Source organism: Streptomyces sp. NBC_00353 (assembly GCF_036108815.1).
In the GTDB taxonomy this organism is placed as follows: Bacteria; Actinomycetota; Actinomycetes; order Streptomycetales; family Streptomycetaceae; genus Streptomyces.
Window position 1 is genome coordinate 274,037 of the sequence record NZ_CP107985.1, and the last position, 21,360, is coordinate 295,396.

Annotated in this window: 13 protein-coding genes and 3 pseudogenes; 7 read left to right on the forward strand and 9 right to left on the reverse strand. The window is 69.0% G+C overall.

The window, feature by feature from the left end; translation table 11 throughout:
• Positions 1–145 precede the first annotated feature (145 nt).
• A complete protein-coding gene (locus tag OHA88_RS01280; RefSeq protein ID WP_328623834.1) occupies positions 146–2,236 on the reverse strand; it encodes a SpoIIE family protein phosphatase in 2,091 nt (696 codons plus the stop codon).
• Between the two features lie 517 nt (positions 2,237–2,753).
• Here OHA88_RS01280 and OHA88_RS01285 point away from each other — a divergent pair.
• Positions 2,754–3,697, forward strand: a pseudogene (locus OHA88_RS01285) (MBL fold metallo-hydrolase).
• 184 nt (positions 3,698–3,881) lie between these two features.
• Here the strand turns inward: OHA88_RS01285 and OHA88_RS01290 are convergent.
• Positions 3,882–4,948, reverse strand: a pseudogene (locus OHA88_RS01290) (UvrD-helicase domain-containing protein); the annotation flags it as partial.
• Between OHA88_RS01290 and OHA88_RS01295 the strand changes: the two are divergent.
• Positions 4,931–5,254: pseudogene (locus tag OHA88_RS01295) on the forward strand (hypothetical protein); the annotation flags it as partial. The pseudogenes OHA88_RS01290 and OHA88_RS01295 overlap by 18 nt on opposite strands.
• A 954-nt stretch (positions 5,255–6,208) precedes the next feature.
• Here OHA88_RS01295 and OHA88_RS01300 read toward each other — a convergent pair.
• Positions 6,209–7,132 carry an alpha/beta hydrolase gene (locus OHA88_RS01300; protein WP_328623835.1) on the reverse strand — a complete coding sequence of 308 codons (924 nt, stop codon included), beginning with the start codon at positions 7,130–7,132 and terminating at the stop codon, positions 6,209–6,211.
• A 190-nt stretch (positions 7,133–7,322) separates the two neighbouring features.
• Here OHA88_RS01300 and OHA88_RS01305 point away from each other — a divergent pair, with 190 nt between their 5' ends.
• Together OHA88_RS01305 and OHA88_RS01310 are read left to right on the forward strand one after the other, a co-directional pair.
• Complete coding sequence (locus OHA88_RS01305; RefSeq protein WP_328623836.1) at positions 7,323–8,237, forward strand: helix-turn-helix domain-containing protein; 915 nt, start codon at positions 7,323–7,325, stop codon at positions 8,235–8,237.
• Positions 8,238–8,962: 725 nt separating this feature from the next.
• On the forward strand, positions 8,963–10,096 hold the full coding sequence (locus OHA88_RS01310; protein WP_328623695.1) for an IS630 family transposase: 1,134 nt from the start codon (positions 8,963–8,965) through the stop codon (positions 10,094–10,096).
• A gap of 199 nt (positions 10,097–10,295) precedes the next feature.
• On the opposite strand, the gene OHA88_RS01315 is transcribed toward OHA88_RS01310, so the two are convergent.
• Complete coding sequence (locus OHA88_RS01315; RefSeq protein ID WP_328623837.1) at positions 10,296–11,252, reverse strand: hypothetical protein; 957 nt, start codon at positions 11,250–11,252, stop codon at positions 10,296–10,298.
• A gap of 131 nt (positions 11,253–11,383) precedes the next feature.
• Between OHA88_RS01315 and OHA88_RS01320 the strand changes: the two genes are divergently transcribed.
• On the forward strand, positions 11,384–12,379 hold the full coding sequence (locus OHA88_RS01320) for a winged helix-turn-helix domain-containing protein (RefSeq protein ID WP_328623838.1): 996 nt from the start codon (positions 11,384–11,386) through the stop codon (positions 12,377–12,379).
• Between the two features lie 289 nt (positions 12,380–12,668).
• On the opposite strand, the gene OHA88_RS01325 is transcribed toward OHA88_RS01320, so the two are convergent.
• The 3 genes from OHA88_RS01325 to OHA88_RS01335 form a co-directional block, all read right to left on the reverse strand.
• Positions 12,669–13,565: an RNA polymerase sigma-70 factor gene (locus OHA88_RS01325; RefSeq protein WP_328623839.1), complete on the reverse strand. Its 897-nt coding sequence runs from the start codon at positions 13,563–13,565 to the stop codon at positions 12,669–12,671.
• Positions 13,566–13,802: 237 nt separating this feature from the next.
• The gene (locus OHA88_RS01330; protein ID WP_328629549.1) at positions 13,803–15,002 is read right to left on the reverse strand and encodes an NAD(P)/FAD-dependent oxidoreductase; all 1,200 of its coding nucleotides are present in this window, start codon (positions 15,000–15,002) and stop codon (positions 13,803–13,805) included.
• 702 nt (positions 15,003–15,704) lie between these two features.
• A complete protein-coding gene (locus tag OHA88_RS01335) occupies positions 15,705–16,220 on the reverse strand; it encodes a YceI family protein (protein ID WP_328623840.1) in 516 nt (171 codons plus the stop codon).
• 135 nt (positions 16,221–16,355) lie between these two features.
• On the opposite strand from OHA88_RS01335, the gene OHA88_RS01340 reads away from it, so the two are divergent.
• On the forward strand, positions 16,356–16,856 hold the full coding sequence (locus tag OHA88_RS01340; RefSeq protein ID WP_328623841.1) for a MarR family winged helix-turn-helix transcriptional regulator: 501 nt from the start codon (positions 16,356–16,358) through the stop codon (positions 16,854–16,856).
• Between the two features lie 452 nt (positions 16,857–17,308).
• On the opposite strand, the gene OHA88_RS01345 is transcribed toward OHA88_RS01340, so the two are convergent.
• Positions 17,309–19,132 (reverse strand): sensor histidine kinase, encoded by a 1,824-nt coding sequence (locus OHA88_RS01345; protein WP_328623842.1) that lies wholly within the window; start codon positions 19,130–19,132, stop codon positions 17,309–17,311.
• Positions 19,119–19,817, reverse strand: a complete 699-nt coding sequence (locus OHA88_RS01350) for a response regulator transcription factor (protein ID WP_326600964.1) — start codon at positions 19,815–19,817, stop codon at positions 19,119–19,121. Before OHA88_RS01350 ends, OHA88_RS01345 begins: the two co-directional genes overlap by 14 nt.
• 301 nt (positions 19,818–20,118) lie before the next feature.
• On the opposite strand from OHA88_RS01350, the gene OHA88_RS01355 reads away from it, so the two are divergent.
• Entirely contained in the window at positions 20,119–21,339 is a 1,221-nt protein-coding gene (locus OHA88_RS01355; RefSeq protein ID WP_328623843.1) for a L,D-transpeptidase, read from the forward strand.
• Positions 21,340–21,360 lie beyond the last annotated feature (21 nt).

Consider the following 21,360-nt stretch of genomic DNA (forward strand, 5'->3'; position numbering starts at 1 on the left):
CGATGGCCCGCCGCGCAGACTGCTGGCCGTGCCGCCGAAGCAACTCCCGTCCACCGCTCATCCGCCCAGCCCCGAACCATCGCGCCTTCCGGCAGGAGTGGCTCGAGTACGGCGAAGTCACTTGCCGGAGGTGCGGGCGCACCGGTCACGGCAGCTCTTGCTCGGCCCAGATGGTCTTGCCGCGTCGGTCGGGGCGTGTGCCCCAGCGCTGGGTCATCTGTGCGGTGAGGTAGAGGCCGCGGCCGCCTTCGTCGGTGTCCGCGGCGTGCCGCAGTTGCGGGGACGTGCTGCTGGTGTCGGACACTTCGCAGATGAGGGCCCGGTCGCGGATCAGGCGCAGCCCGATCGGGCCGTCGGAGTAGCGGAGGGCGTTGGTGACCAGTTCGCTGACCACCAGCGAGGTGGTGTACTCGAGGTCGTCCAGGCCCCAGGCGGCGAGTTGGCCGGCTGCGAGCTTGCGGGCCTCGGCGACGACCTCCGGCGCCGGGCGCAGTATCCAGGAGACCAGGTGGTCGGTGTCGAGGACGCGGGTTCTGGCGAACAGGAGGACCACGTCGTCCTCGGGCCCTTCCGGGGCCAGGCCGTCCAGGACGGCGTCGCAGGCTTCCTGCAGGGAGCGGTTGTCGGATGCGAGAGCGGTGCGGATGCCGTCCAGGCGTTGTCCGTCGTGCTGTGCGGAGCTGTGGAGATACAGGGCGGTGTTGTAAAGCACGAGGGTGCTGCCCTCGGGCAGCTCCCTCTCGACGCTCTGGTAGGCGGGGAGGCCGTGTCCGAGTGGCGGCCCCTGAGGGATGTCGGCGAGCTGCACGGTGCCGTCGGGGAGGGCGATGACCGGTGGCGGGTGGCCCGCCCGGACCATGCTGCACTGCCGGGTCGTCGGGTCGTAAACCAGGTACAGGCAGGTAGTGCCCACGGTTCGGCTGTCGGGGCCGTCATGCCGGGGTTCCCGGCTGCCGAGCCGGGTGACGAGTTCGTGCAGGCGATCGAGCAGCTCGTCGGGCGGCAGGTCCAAAGAGGCCAGGGCGCCGATGGCGGCACGCAGTTCGCCCATGGCTGCCGCAGCGCGGATTCCCCGGCCGGGCGTGTCGCCGGCGACCAGGGCGACGCGTGCGCCGGACAGCGGGATGACGTCGAACCAGTCGCCGCCGGCACCCGAGGGCACGTAGCTGTGAGCGGTCTCCACCGCGGTGTGCACGGGAACCTCGCGCGGGCGCAGACTGAGCTGGAGGAGTTGGCCGGCAGAGCGTTCGCGGCCGTAGAGCCGGGCGTTGTCCAGGCACACTGCGGTACGTGCGGCCAGTTGCACGGCGAGTGCCAGATCGTCGTCCTCGTACGCATCCGGGCACTGTCCTCGGTAGAAGCAGACCAGGCCCAATACCACGCCCCGGGCGAGCAAGGGGACCACCATCATCGAGTGGACCCCGGCCCCGAGCAGTACCCGGGCCCGGACCGGGTCTTGGGAGAGCCATTCGGCATCCGCATCCAGCCGCCCGATCAGCCGGGGCCGCAGGTCGGCCATGCTCCATCGGTACGGCGTTCCGGCGGAGACCGCGTTCGCGTCCCCCACCGGGTACACCTCCGAGCTCTCGGCACTCTCATGCACGCGCCGGCCGGCCCGTCGCATAGGGAGGTTCTCGATGAGCGGCCCGGGTTCCGGTGCCTCACCGCGCAGTACCAGGTCGAGCAGGTCCACCGTCACCGTGTCGGCCAGCTCCGGGACCGTGACATCGGCCAGTTCCTGCGCGGTTCGGAACAGGTCCAGGGTGCTGCCGATGCGGGCCGCGGCCCGGTCCAACAAGGCGAGTCGCGCGTGAGCGCGGTATCTGTCGGTGACATCCATGATGGTGCCCGCCACGCCCAGGGGGCGCCTGCCCTCACCCGTCAGCCGGAACCACGACACCGATGCCACGACCTGGGCAAACGGATCACGCCGCGAACGCACCGTCACCAGCACATCCCGTCTGGGCCTGCCGGTCTCCAGGACCTCAGTCACCATGGCCTCGATGGCGTCCGCCTGCGCGACGTCATAAGTGCGCAACACATCGGTGAACCTGCGCCCCAGGAACTCCTCAAGAGGAAACGCACGAATGTTCCGTGCTGCGGAGTTGTACCGGACCAACCGCAGCTCCGTATCCAGAACATGCAGACCGACCCGGGTTTCGGAGAACAGGGTGGTGAGGACTGCGTCGTCCAGCTCGCGGTCAGGCTGACTCGACGAGTCCTGCGGAATACTCACGGCGCGCCATCCATCCCGCTCATGAAGGCCGACATCCCCGAAGGGGGTTCTTTGTATCGATTGGCATGAATTATTACATTTCGAGCTTCGAAATCTCATAGGTGGCGGACTGCGGAGTAACGCGGCGAACCAGTCCGGGCGCATTGGGACGATTGCCGGGCGCACGTACAAGTCGCCGGGCCAGATCTGGAGCACCTGCGGTGACAAGCCTCTGCCTGAGGCTGTGAATCGCCACCGTCGACGCGAAGACCTGGCGGTTCAGCCCCCGTGGTGGTCGGCAGCACGACCGAACGACGTACTGGTGCGCCCCTGTCGCCCATGCGGAAGCGGCTGCTGTGCCGGCGGGAGAACCACTCCAGTGCGGCGGCGAGCATGCACCGTTCCCCTTCAAGGACGATCTCGTCAATCAAGGAGTTCGGCGCCCTCCGGATACCGCTCGTCGGCCGTCGTGGCCTCCCGTAGCGCATCCGCTACCGCCTCCGCCCGCATGCCTCACATCCTCCGAAGGAGACCTCGCATGAACCCGTCCGCCCCCTCGCACACCCCCCGCAGCATGGCCCCGGCCTGGACCGTGGGCGACCTTGTCGTACACCGCATCGACGAAACCGAACTCCCCCGCAGACCGGCCCCTGGCTACTGCCCGACGCGACACCCGACGTCGTGAACGAAGTGCCGTGGCTCCAGCCATCCTTCGCAGGCCACGACGGCATCCTGCATCTGGCCAGCCACAGTTTCGCCCTGGAAGCGAACGGCCTGCGCGTACTCGTCGACACCGGAATCGGCAACGGCAAAACCCGTGCCAACCCGGCCTGGCACAACCTGAACACCGACTACCTGCAGCGGCTCACCGAGGCCGGTTTCGCACCCGAGACCATCGACCTGGTCGTCCTGACCCACCTGCACGCCGACCACGTCGGCTGGAACACCCGCGACGACAACGGCACGTGGGTCCCCACCTTCCCCAACGCCCGGTACGTGGCATCCACCACCAAGTGGGACTACTGGGCAGGCGTCGAGTTGGAAGCACCCCGCCAGCAGATGTTCCGCGACTCGATCTACCCGATCCGCGAGTCCGGCCAACTCGATCTCATCGACGTACCCGCGACCACCGACCTGGGCGGCACGGGCGTCGAAGTGGCTCCCGGCATCCGGCTGTTCGCCACACCTGGTCACACTCCGGGGCAGGTCGCCGTCGAACTCCGCAGCGGCAGCCGATCGGCCGTCATCACCGGCGACTGCATCCACCACCCCGTGCAGCTGCCGCATCCCCACATCACCAGCTGCGTGGACATCGACGCCGACCAGGCCACACAGACCCGCCGCGACCTGCTGGCCGCGCTCGCCGACACCGACACCCTGCTCCTGGGCAGTCACTTCCCGCCACCCACCGCCGGGACAGTCGTCTCCGACGAAAACAACTACCGTCTCGTGCCGGTCCCCGGGCTCACCATGCCGGCCTAGCCGCCGGGGCCTGTCCGCTTCACACCGCCCGCGACCACCGTCGGCGCACTGCCGCCCACTGCTGCGGTGCTCAGCACCGGCCTCCGCCAACGAGTCCCGGGCAGACAGCGAGGTCCGGGCCCGGGCACCGCGTTCCCCGGAGGCACGCCCGCCGGCTATCGGCTACTCAAAGGAGACACCCAGTCCGGCCCATGTCATCGGGCTCGTCGGCGTCCGGTGGTGGGGTGAAGTCGTCGGCGATTCGCACGCGGAGCCATCGGTGAGGTCAGCCGTTTATTCGTCGTCGAGTTGGTCGACGGCGCTGAGGATGGCGTCGGTGCCGTGGGTTTCGACGAGGTCGACGAGTGGCTGCAGGTCGCCACCGGCGGGATCGTGATCGGCGTAGTCCGGCAGCTCGCCCCAGGTCGGGAAGAGAATGAGTTCGGGGTGAAAGGTGCGGCGGACTTCTTTGAGATCGTTGGCTGCTCGGGCCAATGCTCGCAGCGTCTCTCCTCCCCCGACCATCGCGACGCGGTGGTCTGTTTCCAGTAGCTGCATGACTTCGCGCATGGCGCCGACGTTGGTGCCGCACAGGACGGCGTCGGGGATCTCGACCGGGCCGAGCTCGGTGGCAATCGTCTCGTTACCTTTGAGGCGCAGGGGGGCATTGGCCATGGTGAGCCAGCGGTTGGCTTCTGCTGCGAGATGGGGCCGAAGCGGAAGGATTTTGACAGGGCGAGGAGTATGCCGGGGAACGTGGTCATGACGTCGCGGGCTCCGCGCCATTGGTAGATGGCCTGGGCGGAGTCGCCGACCATGACGAGCTGGGCGTGGTCGCGTTGGGTGTTGAAGGTCTGCTCGACTACGGGGTTGGTGTCCTGGGCCTCATCGAGGAGCAGGAAGTCGGTGTTGATCTTCGGTTCGGTCAGTGACCACATTTTGAGGTAGTGGTCGTGGTCGAAGCGGACAGCGCCGGCATCGGGATTCTGCAGGTCGGTCGGCCCATGCTTTGCGTGCGAAAGGCATGCCTGCTGCTGTGAGTTGGGCGTGAGGTGCGGGTGCTTCGAGGCTGCGCAGTGGTGGGACGTAGTGGTGGGTGAGGGCTGGGTCGGAGGAGTGGCAGAAGCGGGTCACGGTGCGCAGCGTGGCGTAGGAGAGGAGTCGGAGTGAGAGGTCTCGGTGGCCGATGCGTAGGGGTTTGGTGATGCCGAGATCTTGTCCGGTTTTCCAGCCTGGCTGGCGGGGGCCGTTCAGGCGGGTGAGCTCCTGGTGCCGTGGCGGGAGCTCGCCGGGCCGCACCTGCGCCTGGAGGTCCTCCACTGGGGGCTGCAAGACCTCGGAGCAGGCTCGTTGCGACTCGCCGCCCACACCCTCGGCCTGGCCGACCGACTCTCCATCCCCACGGTGCTGACGAACGCGGTGCGCTACGCCGACCCCGCTCAGCACCGGATCGCGGACGTCCTGGACGCGGCCCGGCTGCTGCGCCCGATCAATCGCCGCCGACTGGACTGCGGCGAACGCTGGCTGAACGGCCGGGTGTCTGGCCTGGCGAGAAGCGGGGAAGAACGTGAGGGCCGTGGCTTTCGGCTCCTCTGACCGGGGCTATGGCTGCTCAAGGGAGGCGTAGTGAACCTCAGGGCTCTGCTTCTCTACGGGTTGCTGCCCGCCTTCGGATTACTGCTTGCCTGGCACGTAGCCCGCTCCGATCGTTGCCGAGCCGCGGCAGGCGACGAAACAGCCCACCCCGCGCCGCCATTCTGGCGGGAGTACCTGAGGGCGTGGGGCATCGTGCTAATGGCAGTGCTACTGCTCATCCTCCACATTGCCTTCAGCGGCCACATTCCCTGAACAACCCGACCCCACGTGACGTTCGCCCCTCGGGCCGGGAGAGACAGCCACACTCGTCCACCCGCCCGACACGGCGAGACGACAAGACGTTGAGGTGTTCCCGACTTCCACGTGGACTCTCTGCGCATAGCGCCCCGCGGACTCGGCCGTCTCGGCCGTCTCTGCCGTCTCGGCCGTCTCTGCCACGGCGGGCTCTCCTTGAAGCAGCGCGAAGCGAGGAAGCCGGGCGCGGAGCGGCCGATGACCGGCTGCCCCAACCCGCAGCTCGTGAGAGCGCGGGATGCCCGGCACACGGTGAGACGGTACGGGGAAGCGCAGCGGACCCGCACCGCCGCGCGGCACGGACGGCGCAGCGCCCCGCCCCGCCCCGCCCCGAAGCAAAAGCACGAACGCTGCGCCCCGCAGCGCCGCACCCTCCCCGCCACACCGCGCCCCGGTTACCGCCCAGTGGGGCTGGGCGAGCTGCCGCGGTGCCCTGACGGCCTCCTGGCGGGCCGTAATTCTCAAGAACCAGCGACAAGCGCTCTCGGATGCGGCCTACGCAGCCAACCCCAGGCTCCCGGCGCACACCGACTGGTCCCAGCAGTCCGCCGCTCTCACTTCCGACCCCGTAACCGGCTGACACCGGCCCGGCCTCCGAGGCCGGGCCGGAATCACCTGCGGCCTGCCAGCCCGGGCCCCAGGTCAGGCAGTGGCCAGGCTCTCCTTGAAGAAGCCGGTCAGCTTCGCGACCGCGGTCGGCACGTACTCGTCCTTGTCGTAGAGGTCGATGTGCGTGGCACCGTCGATCCAGAACAGCTCCTTGGGCTCACGGGCCCTTCCGATCGCCTCACGGCTGAAGTACGCCGTGTCCGCCTCGGTGCCGGCGATCATCAGCAGGGGGCGCGGGGAGATCAGGTCGACCAGGTCGTACGACGAGTACTGGGCGATCTGGTCAACGCTGCGGAGCAGGTACCGGTTGGGAGAGTTCGGGTGCTGCGCGCGCGGGGTGCGGTAGTAGTCGTGGCCCTCCTGGTAGAGGGTCGGCCAGCCGCGGGCCTCTTCCTGGGTCTCCGGGACGACCGGGCCCAGCTGGAAGATGCCGTCCACGGCTTCCGCGGTACGGGCCTGGGCCGCGGCGTCGAGCATGCCCCGCAGGACCTGCTCGTCCTGGCCGCCGCCCAGCCCCTCGCGGAACAGGGCGCCGATGTCCGCCGCGCTGACGGTCGCCACTGCCTTGATGCGGTGGTCGGTCGTCGCCGCGAAGGGGACGTAGCCGCCTGCGGCGCAGATGCCGAGTGCGCCGATGCGCTCCGGGTCGACCGCATCGCGGGTGGTCAGGAAGGTTGCCGCGCTCTTGATGTCTTCCGCACGGGCGAACGGGTTCTCCAGGAACCGCGGCTCTCCCGCGCTCTCGCCCTGGTAGGCGGCGTCGAAGGCGAGCGTGACGAAGCCCTGTGCGGCGAGCTTCTGCGCGTACAGTCCGGCCGTCTGCTCCTTGACACCGCCGAAGGGGTGCGCGATGAGCACCGCCGGCCGCCGGTCACCTTCCGCATGGTCCTCGGGGAAGAACAGATTTCCGGCAAGCGTGATGCCGTTGCTCTGGAATTCCACACTGATCGGCTTCATTTTCATGCCCTTCTTGATATCGGCAAATTTCCGTGATGGTTTGTGTCTGCGAGGCCTCTCGGGGAGGCGTTTCCACCACGATCACACGCCGCATAGAGGGCAACAAGAGAGAGCTATTTCCTGGGAAAGGGCGTTCCTGGGAAAGATTCCTCCCCCTCACAGGAGGCGTACCGCCTGCCACACTGAAGACATGGCTACCGCAGACGCACAGCGCAACGAGCTCGGGGAATTCCTCAAGGCGCGGCGGGCCGAACTGACCCCCGCCCAAGCAGGTCTTCCCCAGTCCGGAACCGCCCGCCGGGTCCCCGGCCTGCGCCGCGAGGAAGTGGCACACCTGGCTGCCATCAGCACCGACTACTACACCCGCGTCGAACAGGGTCGGCTCCAAGCATCCGAACAGGTCCTGACCTCCTTGGCACACGCTCTGCACCTCGACGAGGATCAGACCGCCTACATGAGGGGCCTACACGGAGCCAAGCGCCGAGGACGCTCGCAGCGACGACCCGCCCAGCGAGTCCGTCCGCAGCTGCAGCGGCTGCTGGACCAGCTCACGGACTCGCCCGCCCTGGTCCTGGGGCGGCACATGGACATCCTGGCTTGGAATTCACTCGCGGCTTCTCTCATCACCGATTTTTCGGCCTTGCCACCAGTGGAGCGAAATTATCTCAGACTGGCTTTCGTCGACCCGCACGTGCGTGGACTCTTCGCGGACTGGGAAACAACAGCCCGCACTTGCGTGGCCTACCTCAGAATGGACGCCATTCAATACCCGGATGATCCCCGGCTGGCGATACTGGTCGGCGAGCTCTCCGTACGTGACCCCGATTTCCGGCAGTGGTGGGCCGCCCACGACGTCGCACACAAGACATGCGGCACCAAGAAACTCAACCACCCCGTCGCCGGAGAGCTGACCCTCGACTGGGAGATCCTCAGCTGCGCCACCGATCCCGACCAGCAGCTCATGGTCATGACAGCCGTACCGGGATCCGCCGCGCAAGAAAGTCTCCGGTTCCTCGCATCCTGGGCCGGCCCCGACAACTCTCCGCCGCGGGAACCCAGCGCACCCGCGGCCGACCGGCCCGGGGAAACACACCCCCGCCCATAGGGCTACGGCGGCCCGACGGCACCCCGTGCGGCCGATGAAGTCAGTGGTCGCCGGACAAGAATTGGATCAGCGGTCGGCTGTCGTGGCGACGGCTTCGTCGTACGCGGCGAGGGTGCGGTACAGGGTCGAGCTGCCTGAACCGGGGCTGGTGCCGACCGCTCAGGAGTTCTGCGGGGCTCGCTGCGCGGGCGGTGCGGCGTGTTGCCGCCCATATGTAGTTCCCGGGCGATTTCACGGATGCCGTGCGCCTGGGCCAGCAGAGCACTGACGGTCGCGTGATGTTCGCGGTTCGGGCCTCGATCGGAGACATCCTCCCTTGGTATCCACGCGGTCGGCGACGGCATCGCTCGGCAGGCCGTCAGTCCCGACGACTGCTGTCTTCAAGCAGTTGTTGTGGCGGCTCACACTCCGCTCGACGGCGGTTCCCAGGTTCTGCTGCCAAGTAGAGCGGACCCGCCCGGGCGATCCCCTGCGGGCGGGGCCGCATCACGTCCGCGACGTGGAGGGACCGGGGCTACCGCCTGCCCGGACACCGACCGGGGCTCGTGCCTTACGTCCCGTACACGGCCTTCCCGCAGTGTGACCGGGGCGGGAAGGCTGCGTTTTCGCGCCACTTGGCACTGGAAAGTCGAGCTAGTGCCGGATCAGGCAACGTTTGCCCTGTTGTGATGTGACGCGCCGTCCGGGTGCTGTAGTGGACGGCGCGTGGGCATCATTCTGTCCGGGTGCCAGAACGAGTGCGTGTCCGAGAGATCGATGATGATGAGGGGCGGCGACTGCTGCGGATTATCCGCAGAGGCGCCGGGTCGGTGGTGACCTGGCGGCGGGCCCAGATGGTGCTGCTGTCCGCGCAGGGCATGCCGGTGGCGAAGATCGCCGAGGTGTCGTTCACCAGCGACGACCGGGTCCGGGACGTGATCCACAACTTCAACGCCGACGGCTTCGACTCTCTGTATCCGAAGTACTCCGGTGGCCGGCCGAAGACGTTCACGCTGCCGGAGCGCCGTGAGATCAAGAAGATCGCGAAGTCGAAGCCGACCGAGCACGACCTGCCGTTCTCGACCTGGAGCCTGACCAAGCTGGCGGACTTCCTGGTCGCCGAGGGGGTGGTCGACGACATCAGCCACGAGGGCCTGCGCATCCTGCTCCGCGAGGAAGGCGTCTCGTTTCAACGCCTGAAGACCTGGAAGACCTCACGCGATCCGGACTACGCGGCCAAGAAAGCGCGGGTCGAGCACCTGTACGCCATCGCCGACGGCGAGGTTATACCCGAGGACGGCGAACCCGAAGTCATCTTCTGCATGGACGAGTTCGGGCCGCTCAACCTGATGCCCCACCCGGGCCGGCAGTGGGCCGAGCGCGGCGGCACACACAAGGACCCCGACCGTGAACCGCGCCGACGGCGACGAGCGACCTACAACCGCTACGGCGGGGTGCGACACCTGTTCGCCGCCCTGGACCTGGCCAAGGACAAGCTCTACGGCCACATCAAACCGGTCAAGAAGCGCACCCAGTTCCTGGAGTTCTGCCGCTACCTGCGCAGCCTCTACCCGGACACCGTCCGGATCGCGATCGTGGCCGACAACTTCTCCCCGCACCTGACCACGAAAAGGTGCCAGCGGGTCGGCACCTGGGCTGCCGCGAACAACGTCGAGATCGCCTACACACCGACCAACTCCTCCTGGCTCAACCGCATCGAGGCCCAGTTCACGGCCCTGCGCTACTTCACTCTGGACGGCACGGACCACGCCGACCACAAGGAACAGGGCAGCATGATCCGCCGCTACATCATCTGGCGAAACCGCCATGCCGACGACCAGCACCTACAAGCCGTCGTCGACAGGGCAAACGTTGCCTGAGGCGGCACTAGATGACACCTACGCCGGGTTTTCCGGCCAGTTGTCACCTGCGCTTCAGCAGCTGGGCAGCCTCGGAAAGGGGCAGCCATGGTCCGGCTCTCCCCCATCGAGTTCGTCGAAGGCATGAGCCGAACACAGTACGTGCGGACCAGGTCCACTTCCTCAGCCTTCGACCGGTGGCCGGGAGCTGACGAACAGGCTAGGGACGGTCGCAGGCCGGGTCGTCGATCGCGCTCACGGTGTACGGGGGCTCCCCCGGGGGGTCGTCGTTCTGGCTGTTCACCACGTAGAGCCGGCAGCCATGGCGGGCCAGCGTGGTGGGCAGGTCGAACGGCTCGCCCGTGATCCGGTGGGTCACCGATCCGGTGCGCAGCTCCTCGTCGAGCGTGGCGACGTAGACCCCGCTCGGGGCGCCGTAGTTGAGCACCGCGTACAACGTCCGCCCGCGCAGCAGCATGCCGTCGGCACCGAAGGACGCCCCGTCCAGATCCAGTTGACCGACCTCCCGGGTGGCGACGTCGACCCGCCACACGGCCTCCGTCCCGTTGGAGGCCACCAGCAGAGTTCGCCCCGACCGGTCCGCCACGATGCCGTTGAGCAGCCAGAACTGCGCCGGGAACTGCGGGAAGGCGGAGCGGACGTCCAGCCAGGGCTCCAAGGGCCCGAGTTCGCCGCCGTGGATCTCGGCGCGGTGCACGACGGGATTGGCCCAGTCCGTGACGTAGACGGCGTCCTCGGTGATCACAAGGTCGTTGAGGTCGGACGCGCCGAGCGGTCCGCTCTGCGCGGTACGCGTGGCCAGCAGGCGCCCGCGGCGGTCGTGGACGGTCAGCTCGGCGCCTCCCACCGAGAAGACCCGCCCCCGGGCGTCGGTGTGCACCCCCAGGGTGCTCGTACGGTCCTCGACGCCGTCCGCGCGGAAGGGACGCAGGCGCGGGTCGCGGACGGTCCCCCGGTACAGCGCGCCGGTGCCGTCGGAGGACACGTACATCGTGCCGTCGCGGTCGATCGCGATCCCCTCGGGCAGGACCCCCGGGGACCGTGAGACTACATAGGTGCGCGGCAGATCGTGCGCGACGGCCGGGGCGGGCTGGGCTGCCAGGCCGGCCAGCAGGACCGAGGCGCCGAGGCACAGAAGACGGTTGGTGCCAGGCATCGTTGCGACCTCCGGGTACATGGGCGGGCCCCGCCGTACGGGGACGCTCGAGAGCCTGCCCAGGGTGCCCCGCGGTCGCATGGCCTTTCACGTCTGGGCGAAAGGCTTCGCCCAGACGATAATCGGTCGACGTGATTCGCTTACACCTCGACGCCGCCGACCTGCGCCGGGTCACCCTCGCCCCGGCACCCAACGCCCTGTTCGAGGCGGCCCTCAGCGTCCGCGGCCTGCGCACCGGAACGACCGCCCAGGGCCGCGCGCGGCCCGCCGTCGACCAGTGGCGACGCCGGGTGAACGGCAGCCTGGCCGAACGCGCCGGGGTGCTCCTCGACCTGGTGCCACGCGACGGCTACCTGCCGGACTTCCTGCTGCAGCCGTCCGCCGGGGACTTCGCCACCGCTGTCGACCTGGCCGGACGGACGCCGTCCGAGCTGCTCGTCAAGGATCTGCGGATCGCGGGCTCGCCCGGGCGCGACGGTGGCCCGGTGGCGCCCAGCCGGTGGTCGCGGGAACTCGCCGCCGGGTCGGCCGCCGCCCGACACACTCTGATGGACGATCTGCGGCGGTACTACACCTCGTCCATCGCTCCGCTGTGGCCGCAGGTCCGCAACGACGCCACGGCCGATCGCGCCCTACGGGCCGAGATGCTGCTGCGCGGGGGCGTCGACGCCCTGCTGACCACTCTCAGCCCTACCTGGCTCTGGGACCCGCCGACCCTGCACCTGCCGTCGCGCTCCTCGTACGACATCCCGCTGTGCGGCCGGGGACTGCTGCTCATGCCGTCCTGGTTCGCGACGGGCCCCATGATCATGTACCGGCCCGAGGAGTCGACCGTGCTCGCCTACCCGATGCATCTCCCCGACGCGCCGGCCGGCCCGCCCGAGGTGCTCGGGCCGCTGCTCGGACGGACCCGCGCCGCGGTCCTCGCCGGTGTGCGCGATCCGGCGACGACCACCGCGCTCGCCGAACGCGTCGGCGTCTCCCTGGCCGCGGCCAGCCAGCACGCCACCGTGCTGCGCAACGCGGGGCTGGTGCGCACGACCCGGATCGGCATCGCGGTCCTGCACAGCCTCACTCCACTCGGCCGGGCCCTGCTGGACGGCGAGCCCCCGGCCCCTCTCGGCTGAGACCGACCGGCAAAGGGCTGTCCGGCTCCGGGGCCGGGTGGGCCCCTGCGGCTCGTGGGATGCGCGCCTCCGGCTACCGAGCCGAGATGATCATCCGCTTCGCCATCCGGGACCGGATCACCGGCGTCGCCGGCCGCTCCACCACGGCCTGAACACTGACCCGAAGCCCAGCCTCCGCCACACCCAACGCGCCGTCACGGACCTGCGCACCCAACAAGTGACAACGCCTCAATTCATCGTGTCGCCCGCGCTACCGCGCACCTCGGTCGGCCGTGCCGCGGGGAGACGGTCAGCGGGAGGTGAGGGGGGTTTCGGACTCCACGCGGGTGAGCTTTTCGGGGTTGCGGACGTAGTAGAGGCCGGTGACGCGGGCGTTCTCCACGCCGAAGGCCAGCACGCCGTCGATCACACCGTCCAGGCGCAGGATGAGCCCGGGGTTGCCGTTGACCGTCGTGGGCTCACTGGTGAAGGTGCCGCCGGCCTTGCCGAGACTTCCGGCCATGTAACGGAGCACCTTGTCGGCGCCGACGACCGGCCGCAGGGCCGCCAGCCTGAGGCCGCCGCCGTCGCTGACGAAAACAACGTCCGGGGCGAGTACGTCGAGCAGCCCCTGCAGGTCCCCGGTCACGAGCGCGGACTGGAACGAATTCAACGCTGCCCGGGCTTCTTCCGGGGAAACCGGTGTGCGCGGCCGGCGGGCGTCGACGTGCCGGCGGGCGCGGTAGGCGATCTGGCGTGTGGCGGCGGGGCTCTTGTCGATCGCGGCCGCGATGTCGTCGTAGCCGATGTCGAAGACCTCGCGCAGCACGAAAACGGCGCGTTCGGTCGGTGAGAGGATTTCGAGGATGAACATGAGTGCCAGCGACAGGTTCTCGGACAGTTCGACGTCCTCGGCCACGTCAGGCGCGGTGAGCAGTGGCTCGGGCAGCCAGGGGCCGACGTAGGCCTCCTTGCGCCGTTTGAGGGTGCGCAGCCGGTTGAGTGCTTGCCGGGTCGTGATCCGTACCAGGTAGGCGCGCTGGTCCCGCACCTGCGCCAGGTCGACCTTGACCCACCGCAGCCAGACCTCCTGGAGCACGTCCTCGGCGTCCGCCGCCGATCCGAGCATCTCGTAGGCGACGGTGAACAGCAGGTCGCGGTGGGCGACGAAGGCCTCCGTCGCGGGGTCGGTGACGTGGTCGTTCATGTCGTGCGCTTCGCTCTCTCGTGGTCGGCCCCATGGGCCGGAAGCAGACCGTGGAACATGTACCCGGTCTGATGACGGGGTTGTCGGCAGCTGCCTCCCCACTGATCAGGCCGCGTGGGGCGGGCTGGTGGGAATGGCGCCCCGGCGCCCGGCCACGGCATACGAGACGTTGTGTGCTTGTCACTCCGGCTCGGTCCTCCTCGGGCCGGACCGGTCAGTCCGGCCCGAGGTTGGCGGCTAGGCCGCGCGTCGGGTGCTGGACGGCGTCGTGCGGTGTTGCGACTGAGGCGATTCCGGGCGGTCGGTGCTGTCGCCGTGGGATGCGCGGGAACTGGCCTTGCGTGCCCCGGACACCAACTGATTGAGGGTGAACCGGCAGGCGATCTCCTTGACGCCGGCACCGAGCCGCCCGCTGACGTGGAGCGCGTTCACCCTGTCGTTCAGGTAGGAGAACTGGGTGACGCCCTCGTTTCGGCCGAGGCTGAGGCACTGCCCGGCGAACAACATCCGGACGGGAGCGGGTGTTTTCCCCGCGATCCGGCGCAGGATCGTGGCGGCGGCCCCCGGGCCCAGCTGCACGGCGGCCTGGCAGCTCATCCGGAACGGCCGGTCCGTCATCACCGCCGCGTCCCCAGCGGCGACGATGCGCACGTCGTCCACGCTGGTCAGCGTCGCGTCGGTGACCAGCCGGCCCTCGGCGTCGGTGCGCAGCCCGCTGCGGGCGGCCAGGTCCGGGACACGGAATCCCGCGGTCCAGATCGTCACAGCGCTGGGCAGCTCGCGGCCGTCGTCGAGCTGTACGCCGTCGCGGGTCACTTCCGTCACCCGTGCACGGGGACCTTCGAGGACGGTCACACCCAGCTTGGCGAGTCGGCGGGCGACCGGGCGGCGGCCCTGGGCATGTAGCGAGGGGCCGAGCACGTCACCGCAGACCAGGGTGACTTTGCGGCCCAGTTCCGCCAGCTCGGCGGCGGTCTCCAGGCCGGTCGGGCCGGCCCCGACCACGGTCACCGGAGCCGACGCGGGCGTCGCGGCCAGCGCCGACCGCAGTCGTTCCGCCCCCTCGAGGTCCGACACCGAATGAGCGAACTCCGCCGCTCCGGGTACGCCGGGATCGGAGGCGCCGCTGCCCACCGCGTAGACGAGGTAGTCGTATGAGACCGTGCCACCGCCCGCCAGCGACACCCGGCGCTCGGCAGCGTCGATCAGGGTCGCGGTGTCGACCACCAGCCGGACGTTCCCGCCCAGAACCTCACCGAAGCCCTCGACCGCGTCATCGGAGCCGGTCACGAGCTGGTGCAGGCGGATCCGCTCGACGAAGTCGGGACGCGGATTGACCAGGGTCACCGACACGCCGTCGCGCCGAGCCAGGCTGTTGGCCGCCGTCACGCCCCCGTACCCGCCGCCGACGACGACCACCTCGACGTTCCCGTTCATCATGTCTCCTCGCGTTGTGGACTCGGCATGGAGACACCAGCCGCCCATCCGGTGTAACGGCCCGCGGATGAGACGTAGCGCACATCGGACACGGCGGAAACACCGCCCGCTGCTGAACGCGTTGGAGCTGAAGTGCAACACGGCCTACCGGCCGGTGATGGACGCGATCGGCCTACTCAAGCGATACCTGGACCAGCCCATCGCCAAGGAGGGCTCCTACTTCGACGAGGCCGAGCGGATCCCTCTCTCCGGGGTGGTGCGCGAGGATCAGGCTCCGGAGGAGTCTGATGCCCAAAGCCTCCATGACCGAGGCCAGTTCGGAGCCCCACGTGCCTCGAGCGGGGGCCGGTCAGGGCGAGCTGCACCTGTGTGCGGGTCCGCTCGGGTTCGTGCCGACGGCACGGTCTGACCAGAACGCGGCAGGGTGGTTCCCCGCCGACCCGGACATGACGGTCCCCCTGCCCGGGCGGGACGGTTTCGGCTGCCCAGCCCGCGTCCCGGTGGCGCCCGACCACCGGGGTGCTCCGCAGGCGTGGGGTCCAGTGGGAACGGCACCGTCACCGGGTGAATCACGCCCCTGGCCGACGGGCGGCCGCGTCCTCGCGCATCCTCGGCCCGCCGACATGACACGCCGATGCAGCACGCCAACCTGGCTGCCAACTTGATACGCCGACAGCAGTGCCTCGGCCAGGCGGGACCCTCTCAGGACGTCGCGCGGACGAAGCGGAGGGATGCGGTGACGGTGGTGAGGCCGCGGATCATGCCCAGCTGGTTCCAGCCCATGCTGAACTGTTCCCGGTCCACGGTGAACTCCGTCGTGAGTGTGACCGCGTCGGCGCTCGCCTCGGTGAGGTGCGCGGTGAAGGACTGTGGACGGCTGATGCCCCGCGCGGTCAGCTGACCGGCGACCTGGACCGTCTTGTCGTCCCCGGGAGCCGCGCTGCGCACGGCGAAGGTGAGCTCGGGGTACCGGTCCGCGTCGAAGAAGTCGGCGGACCGCAGGTGCGTGTCGCGCTTGGCGTTCTTGGTGTCCAGGGAGGTGGCATCCAGGGTGATCGAACCGCTGGCGGAACCGTCGGGGCCGACCTCACCCCCACCCGTGAGACCGGTGAAGGTGCCCTTCACGGTGACCATGCCCCACATCGTCTTGTGCCGGACGCCGACTGTGGAACGGGCGGGGTCGAGCTGCCAGGTGCCGGTTTCGACTGCCATGGACATGCGGTCCTCCTGATGGGATGCCTGAGGTGAGTGGAACGGAGGCGGGGCGCGATGCCTCCGCTCCAGTCATCCAAATTTGGATGACTGGAGGCTAGCCGATACTCCAAATTTGAACAACAGGTAGACTGGGGCACCATGGCCACCCTCCCCGTCCCCGACGACCTGCCCGGACGTGACGCGACCGGCGAGTCCGCGTTGCTGCCGCCCGAACTGCGGGCCTGGATGGGGCTGCTGGCCGCGGCCGGCGCGATCGAGCAGCAGCTGCGTTCCCGCGTGAAGGAGACGCTCGGGGTCTCCCACGACGAGTTCCTCGTGCTGTGCCTCCTGGCCGACGGGCCCGCCACCGGCCTGCGCATGACGCAGATCGCCGAACGTCTCGGCCGCCCCAAGACCCGGCTCACCTACCAGGTCGCCTGCCTCCAGCACGCCGGACTGATCACCCGCAGTACCGCCTGCGGCGACCGGCGGGGCGTCCAGGTGACGCTCACCGACAAGGCACGGCAGCTCCTCCGAGAAGCCTCCGGCGCGCTGGCCGAAGCCGTCACCCGAGCCATCAAGGGCCTGGAGGGCCCGCACGACTGCGCGCTGATGCACAGCCTGCTGCCGAAGCCGGCGGATACCGAGGACAACACGTAGTCCTCGGACCCAGCCCTTGGCCTCGGCCATCTCGATCAGAACTCTCCGGAGCCTGACCCGCCCATCACAGCCGGTCCGACTTCGATGACAAACGGTCCGACTTCATTGTCGGAGGACAGCCCGGAGCAGATTTCTCCTCGCCCGGCCCCGGACTCCATCCACAGGCCCGCGCTCCCGGTCTCGATCTTGAGCCGCCGCGACCAGCGAGGCGGCCCGTCCGTGCAGAGCCGTCATGCCCGAGACCGCTGCCGGGCGGCCGGAGCACGAGATCAGTCCCGGACCACTTCTGCACCCGGTAGCCGAGCCAGGAGGCCGTTGCCGCGGCCGCTTCGGCGCTGTCGCCGGCGGCAAGACGGCCGGCACCGATACGGTCCGCTTCGGCGAGCTCGACGCTCCTCGTATCGCGGCCGGGGGCTCGTGGCGGCTCCGCGCAGGAGCACGTCCAACGCACTTCATTGCGACGGACTGTCCGGATCCGGTCTGCGGGGAAGGCGGACGGTGAACACCGCCCCGGTGCCGGGCTCGCTGTCGGCGGTGACGGTTCCACCGTGCGCCTCGACGAACTGGCGGACGATGGACAGGCCCAGTCCGCTGCCACCGGTGCGTCTGCTGCGAGACTTCTCGGCTCGCCAGAAACGCTCGAAGACTTGGGGTAGGTCCTCGGGGGCAATGCCGTCGCCCGTGTCCTCCACCGTGAGGACGGCAAGGTCGCCGGCCGGCTGGGCGATGACCGTGACCGTGCCGTCCGTGGGCGTGTGCCGGAGCGCGTTGGCGACGAGATTGCCCAGAGCCTGGCGCATCCTCACAGGGTCGGCGTCCAGCCAGAGGCCGGGGTCGGTGCGGGTAAGCAGGCGGATGCCCGAGGCCTCGGCGCGGGTGCTGTGGGCCGTTACCACCTGGGCGACGAGTTCGTCCACGCCAACCGGCTCGCGATGCAGCCTCAGGGTGCCGGCGTCGACGGCGGCGAGGTCCTGCAGATCGTCGATGATGTGCTGCAGCAGTAGTGCCTCGTCGTGCAGCGAAGCAATGAGGCCCGGGTCCGGGTCGAGCAACCCGTCGCGGGTGACTTCCAGCCAGCCGCGAATATTGGTCAGCGGGGTCCGCAGCTCGTGGGCGATGTCGCTGACCATGGCCTTGCGCTGGGATTCCATCTGTTCGCGGCGAGCGGTGAGATCGTTGAAGGCCGCCGCCAGGTATCCGGTCTCGTCCTTGGTGGTGACGGCAACGCGCGCGTGCTGCTGCGGTGGCTGTTGGGCCGCGGCCGTCAGCGCTCGCAGGGGACGGACGAGGCGGATCGCGACGACTGTGGTCATGGCGACGGTGACGGCCAGAACGAGCCCCGTGACGCCGAAGATCTTGGCCTTGTTGGCGGGCGAGAGGTCGAAACCTGCCGGTTGCTGTCTCAGGTTGCCCAGATAGAGGCTGGCTCTGGGGGCGACGTACGGGTCGAGTTGTTTGCGGGTCGCGCTGTCGACGCAGCTCTGCGTCTGCTGGTTGCCACCGACCCAGCGGACATTGCCGTGCGCCGGGATACTGACGCGACCGGGAGTGAAAGGGGCCCCGGCTTTACCCTTCAGGGTTGCGTGCTTCGGCTCGCGATCGAGGCAGGCTTCGGTCAGGGCGCTGAGGACAAACAACGCCCTCTTCTCGGTGAGCGTGGGCGCGTTGAGTGCTCCGTCGGCGCACTGCGTCGGCACGGATGCCTCCCCGCCGTCGGTGATGATCACCGTGCGGCCACCGGGAACCCGTCCGATGCTGCCGTTGCTTCCGTACCGCCGCATGCATGCCAGGCGCTTCTCGGCGAGCGCCTTCACCTGTTCCCTTTCCGCGCGGGGGAGCAGATAAGGTCCCACCACCCGCGGGTCGATGCCGACGAGTTGGGCACCCGGTTCGGTGTAGGTGTCGGTGCTCAACGGGTCGACGGCGGCCGAAGCACGGACGGGCAGGGCGGTGCCTGGGGCGGCGGAGTCGGCGATGGGACGGCCGTTCGCGGACGTCAAGGCGATCCGCCGGTCCATGGTGCGTGACAGTGTGCGCACCGTGGTCTGCACGCCTGTCCAGTCGGCGTGGGTCGCGGCGAAGCCGCTGAGCTTTCGGAGGATGGTGGAGTCGTCGGAGAGCACCTGGCCGCGTTCCTCCTGGACGGCGCGTGTGGTGATCTGCACCGCCAGCCAGGCTGTGGCGCCCACGGAGAGGACGGCGATGGCCACGGAAGTCAGCAGAAGCCGGACCAGCAGGCTCTTGCGCCAGGGGATGACGGGACTAGGAGGCGTCATACCGGCCGCTGGCAAGTTTGTAGCCGACACCGAAGACCGTCAGTAGTCGATCGGGCTTGCGCGCGTCGGTCTCGATCTTCTTGCGCAGGTTCATGATGTGCACGTCGATGGCACGTTCGGTGGAGGCGCGGTCGTGGCCTTGAGTGTGCTGCAGCAGTTGCCGGCGTGAGAAGACCCGCTCAGGTTCTGCGGCCATGGCGTGGAGGATGGCGAATTCGCCGGGGGTGCACGTGACGGGGGCGCCGTCACAGGTCACCACGTGCCGTATGGGGTCGACGGTGATGCAGCCCGCGCGCAGCACAGGGGGGTTCCCGGCAGGGCGGACGACGCGGCGCAGCACGGTACGTATGCGAGCCATCAGCTCTCGTGGGCTGTACGGCTTGGTCATGTAGTCGTCCGCGCCGAGTTCCAGACCGAGCAGCACGTCGTCCTCGGTGGAGCGGGCGGTGAGCATGAGGACGGGTACGTCCCCGTCCTGGTGCAGCGTGCGGCACACGCCGAAACCGTCGACCTCTGGAAGCATCAGGTCCAGGACGACCAGGTCGGGTCTGCGGCTCCGGGCCTCGTCGATCGCCGACCGGCCATCGTGGACCACGACGGCGGTGTGACCCTCCTGCAGCAGCAGCCGGCGTATGAGCTCGGCCTGCATTTCATCGTCTTCCGCCACCAGAATATGTGCGCACACTCCGCTGACTCTATGCGCGCGGGACCCGGCATCAGACCGCTGTGCGAGCTTTCCCACACCCTGACAACTTCCTGATATCCGTACGCCAGGTTGGGCGCTGCCCTCGGTCGCGTTCCGCGCCGCCATCACGCCGGGCAGCTGTCGGGTGTGCGGCAACGGCTCGCCGAAGAGCTGTGGCCGGGCCGCGGCCACGGGAGCGGTTGTCACCCGGCTCGGCCGCCACGCCGAACAGTGCCGACACCCGCGGCTCGAACCCGGGCCCCCTTTCCCACGACTCGGTGGTTCACGCCACCCCACGCGCATGACGGAGACCGCTATGCATCGCACCCGCCCCGCCCCGGCCCTCGCTGTCCTGTCGATCTCGGCATGTCTTCTGGCCGGATGCAGCAATGGGCCAGGAGAAGCGAGCGCCCCGGCGGAGGCGTCACCTGCGGCCGCCAGGGTCACCGTCACGCCGCGCATACACCTGAACGCGGTCGATGGGCAGAGGCACGTCTCCGTCGGACGCGGCGGCCGCGTCACGGTCCGGGCGGGCACTATCACCAAGGTGTCCCTCGCCACCGCGGACGGCCGAGCCGTGCGCGGGGAAAGCTCCCCGGACAAGAGGAGCTGGGCACCCGATGCGCCCCTGGCCCATGACACCGCCTACCGGCTGACCGTGGTGGCTGCCAACGGCGACGGACGCGAGGAGACGAAGAGGATCGCCTTCAAGACCCTCGCCAGAACCGACCGATTCACCGGTACGTTCACTCCGGACAACGGATCCACAGTCGGTGTGGGGATGCCGGTCTCGTTCACCTTCGACAAAGCGATCACTGACAAGAAGGCCGTCGAGTCCGCCATCGAGGTCACCTCCAGCAGCGGACAGCCTGTCGTCGGCCACTGGTTCGGCGCGCAGCGCCTCGATTTCCGACCGCAGCAGTACTGGAAGGCACACTCCACCGTCACCGCCAGAATTCGCCTCGACGGTGTCAAGGGTGCCGAGGGCGCCTATGGCGAACAGGACAGGACCGTCCGGTTCACCGTCGGTCGCAGTCAGGTCTCCACCGTCGATGCCGCTGCGCACCGAATGACGGTCGTCCAAGACGGCAAGGCCCTGAAGACCCTGCCCATTACGGCGGGTGCCAAGAACTCGCCCACGTGGAACGGCCGGATGGTGATATCGGAGAAGCTGATCACCACGCGGATGGACGGGGCCACGGTGGGTTTCGCCGGGCAGTACGACATCCCCGACGTCCCGCACGCCATGCGCCTGTCCACCTCGGGCACGTTCATCCACGGCAACTACTGGGGCGAGGACTCGGTGTTCGGCCGGTCCAACATCAGCCACGGCTGCGTAGGGCTGAACGACGCCCAGGGCGGCAGCGACCCCGATCAGGACGCCGCCTGGTTCTACAACCACTCCCTCGTCGGTGACGTGGTCGTGGTGCAGAACTCCAACGACCGGACGATTGCCCCCGACAACGGCCTCAACGGCTGGAACATGCCATGGAAGCAGTGGAAGGCGGGCTCCGCACGCTGAGTGGACCGGACCCCAGGCCGC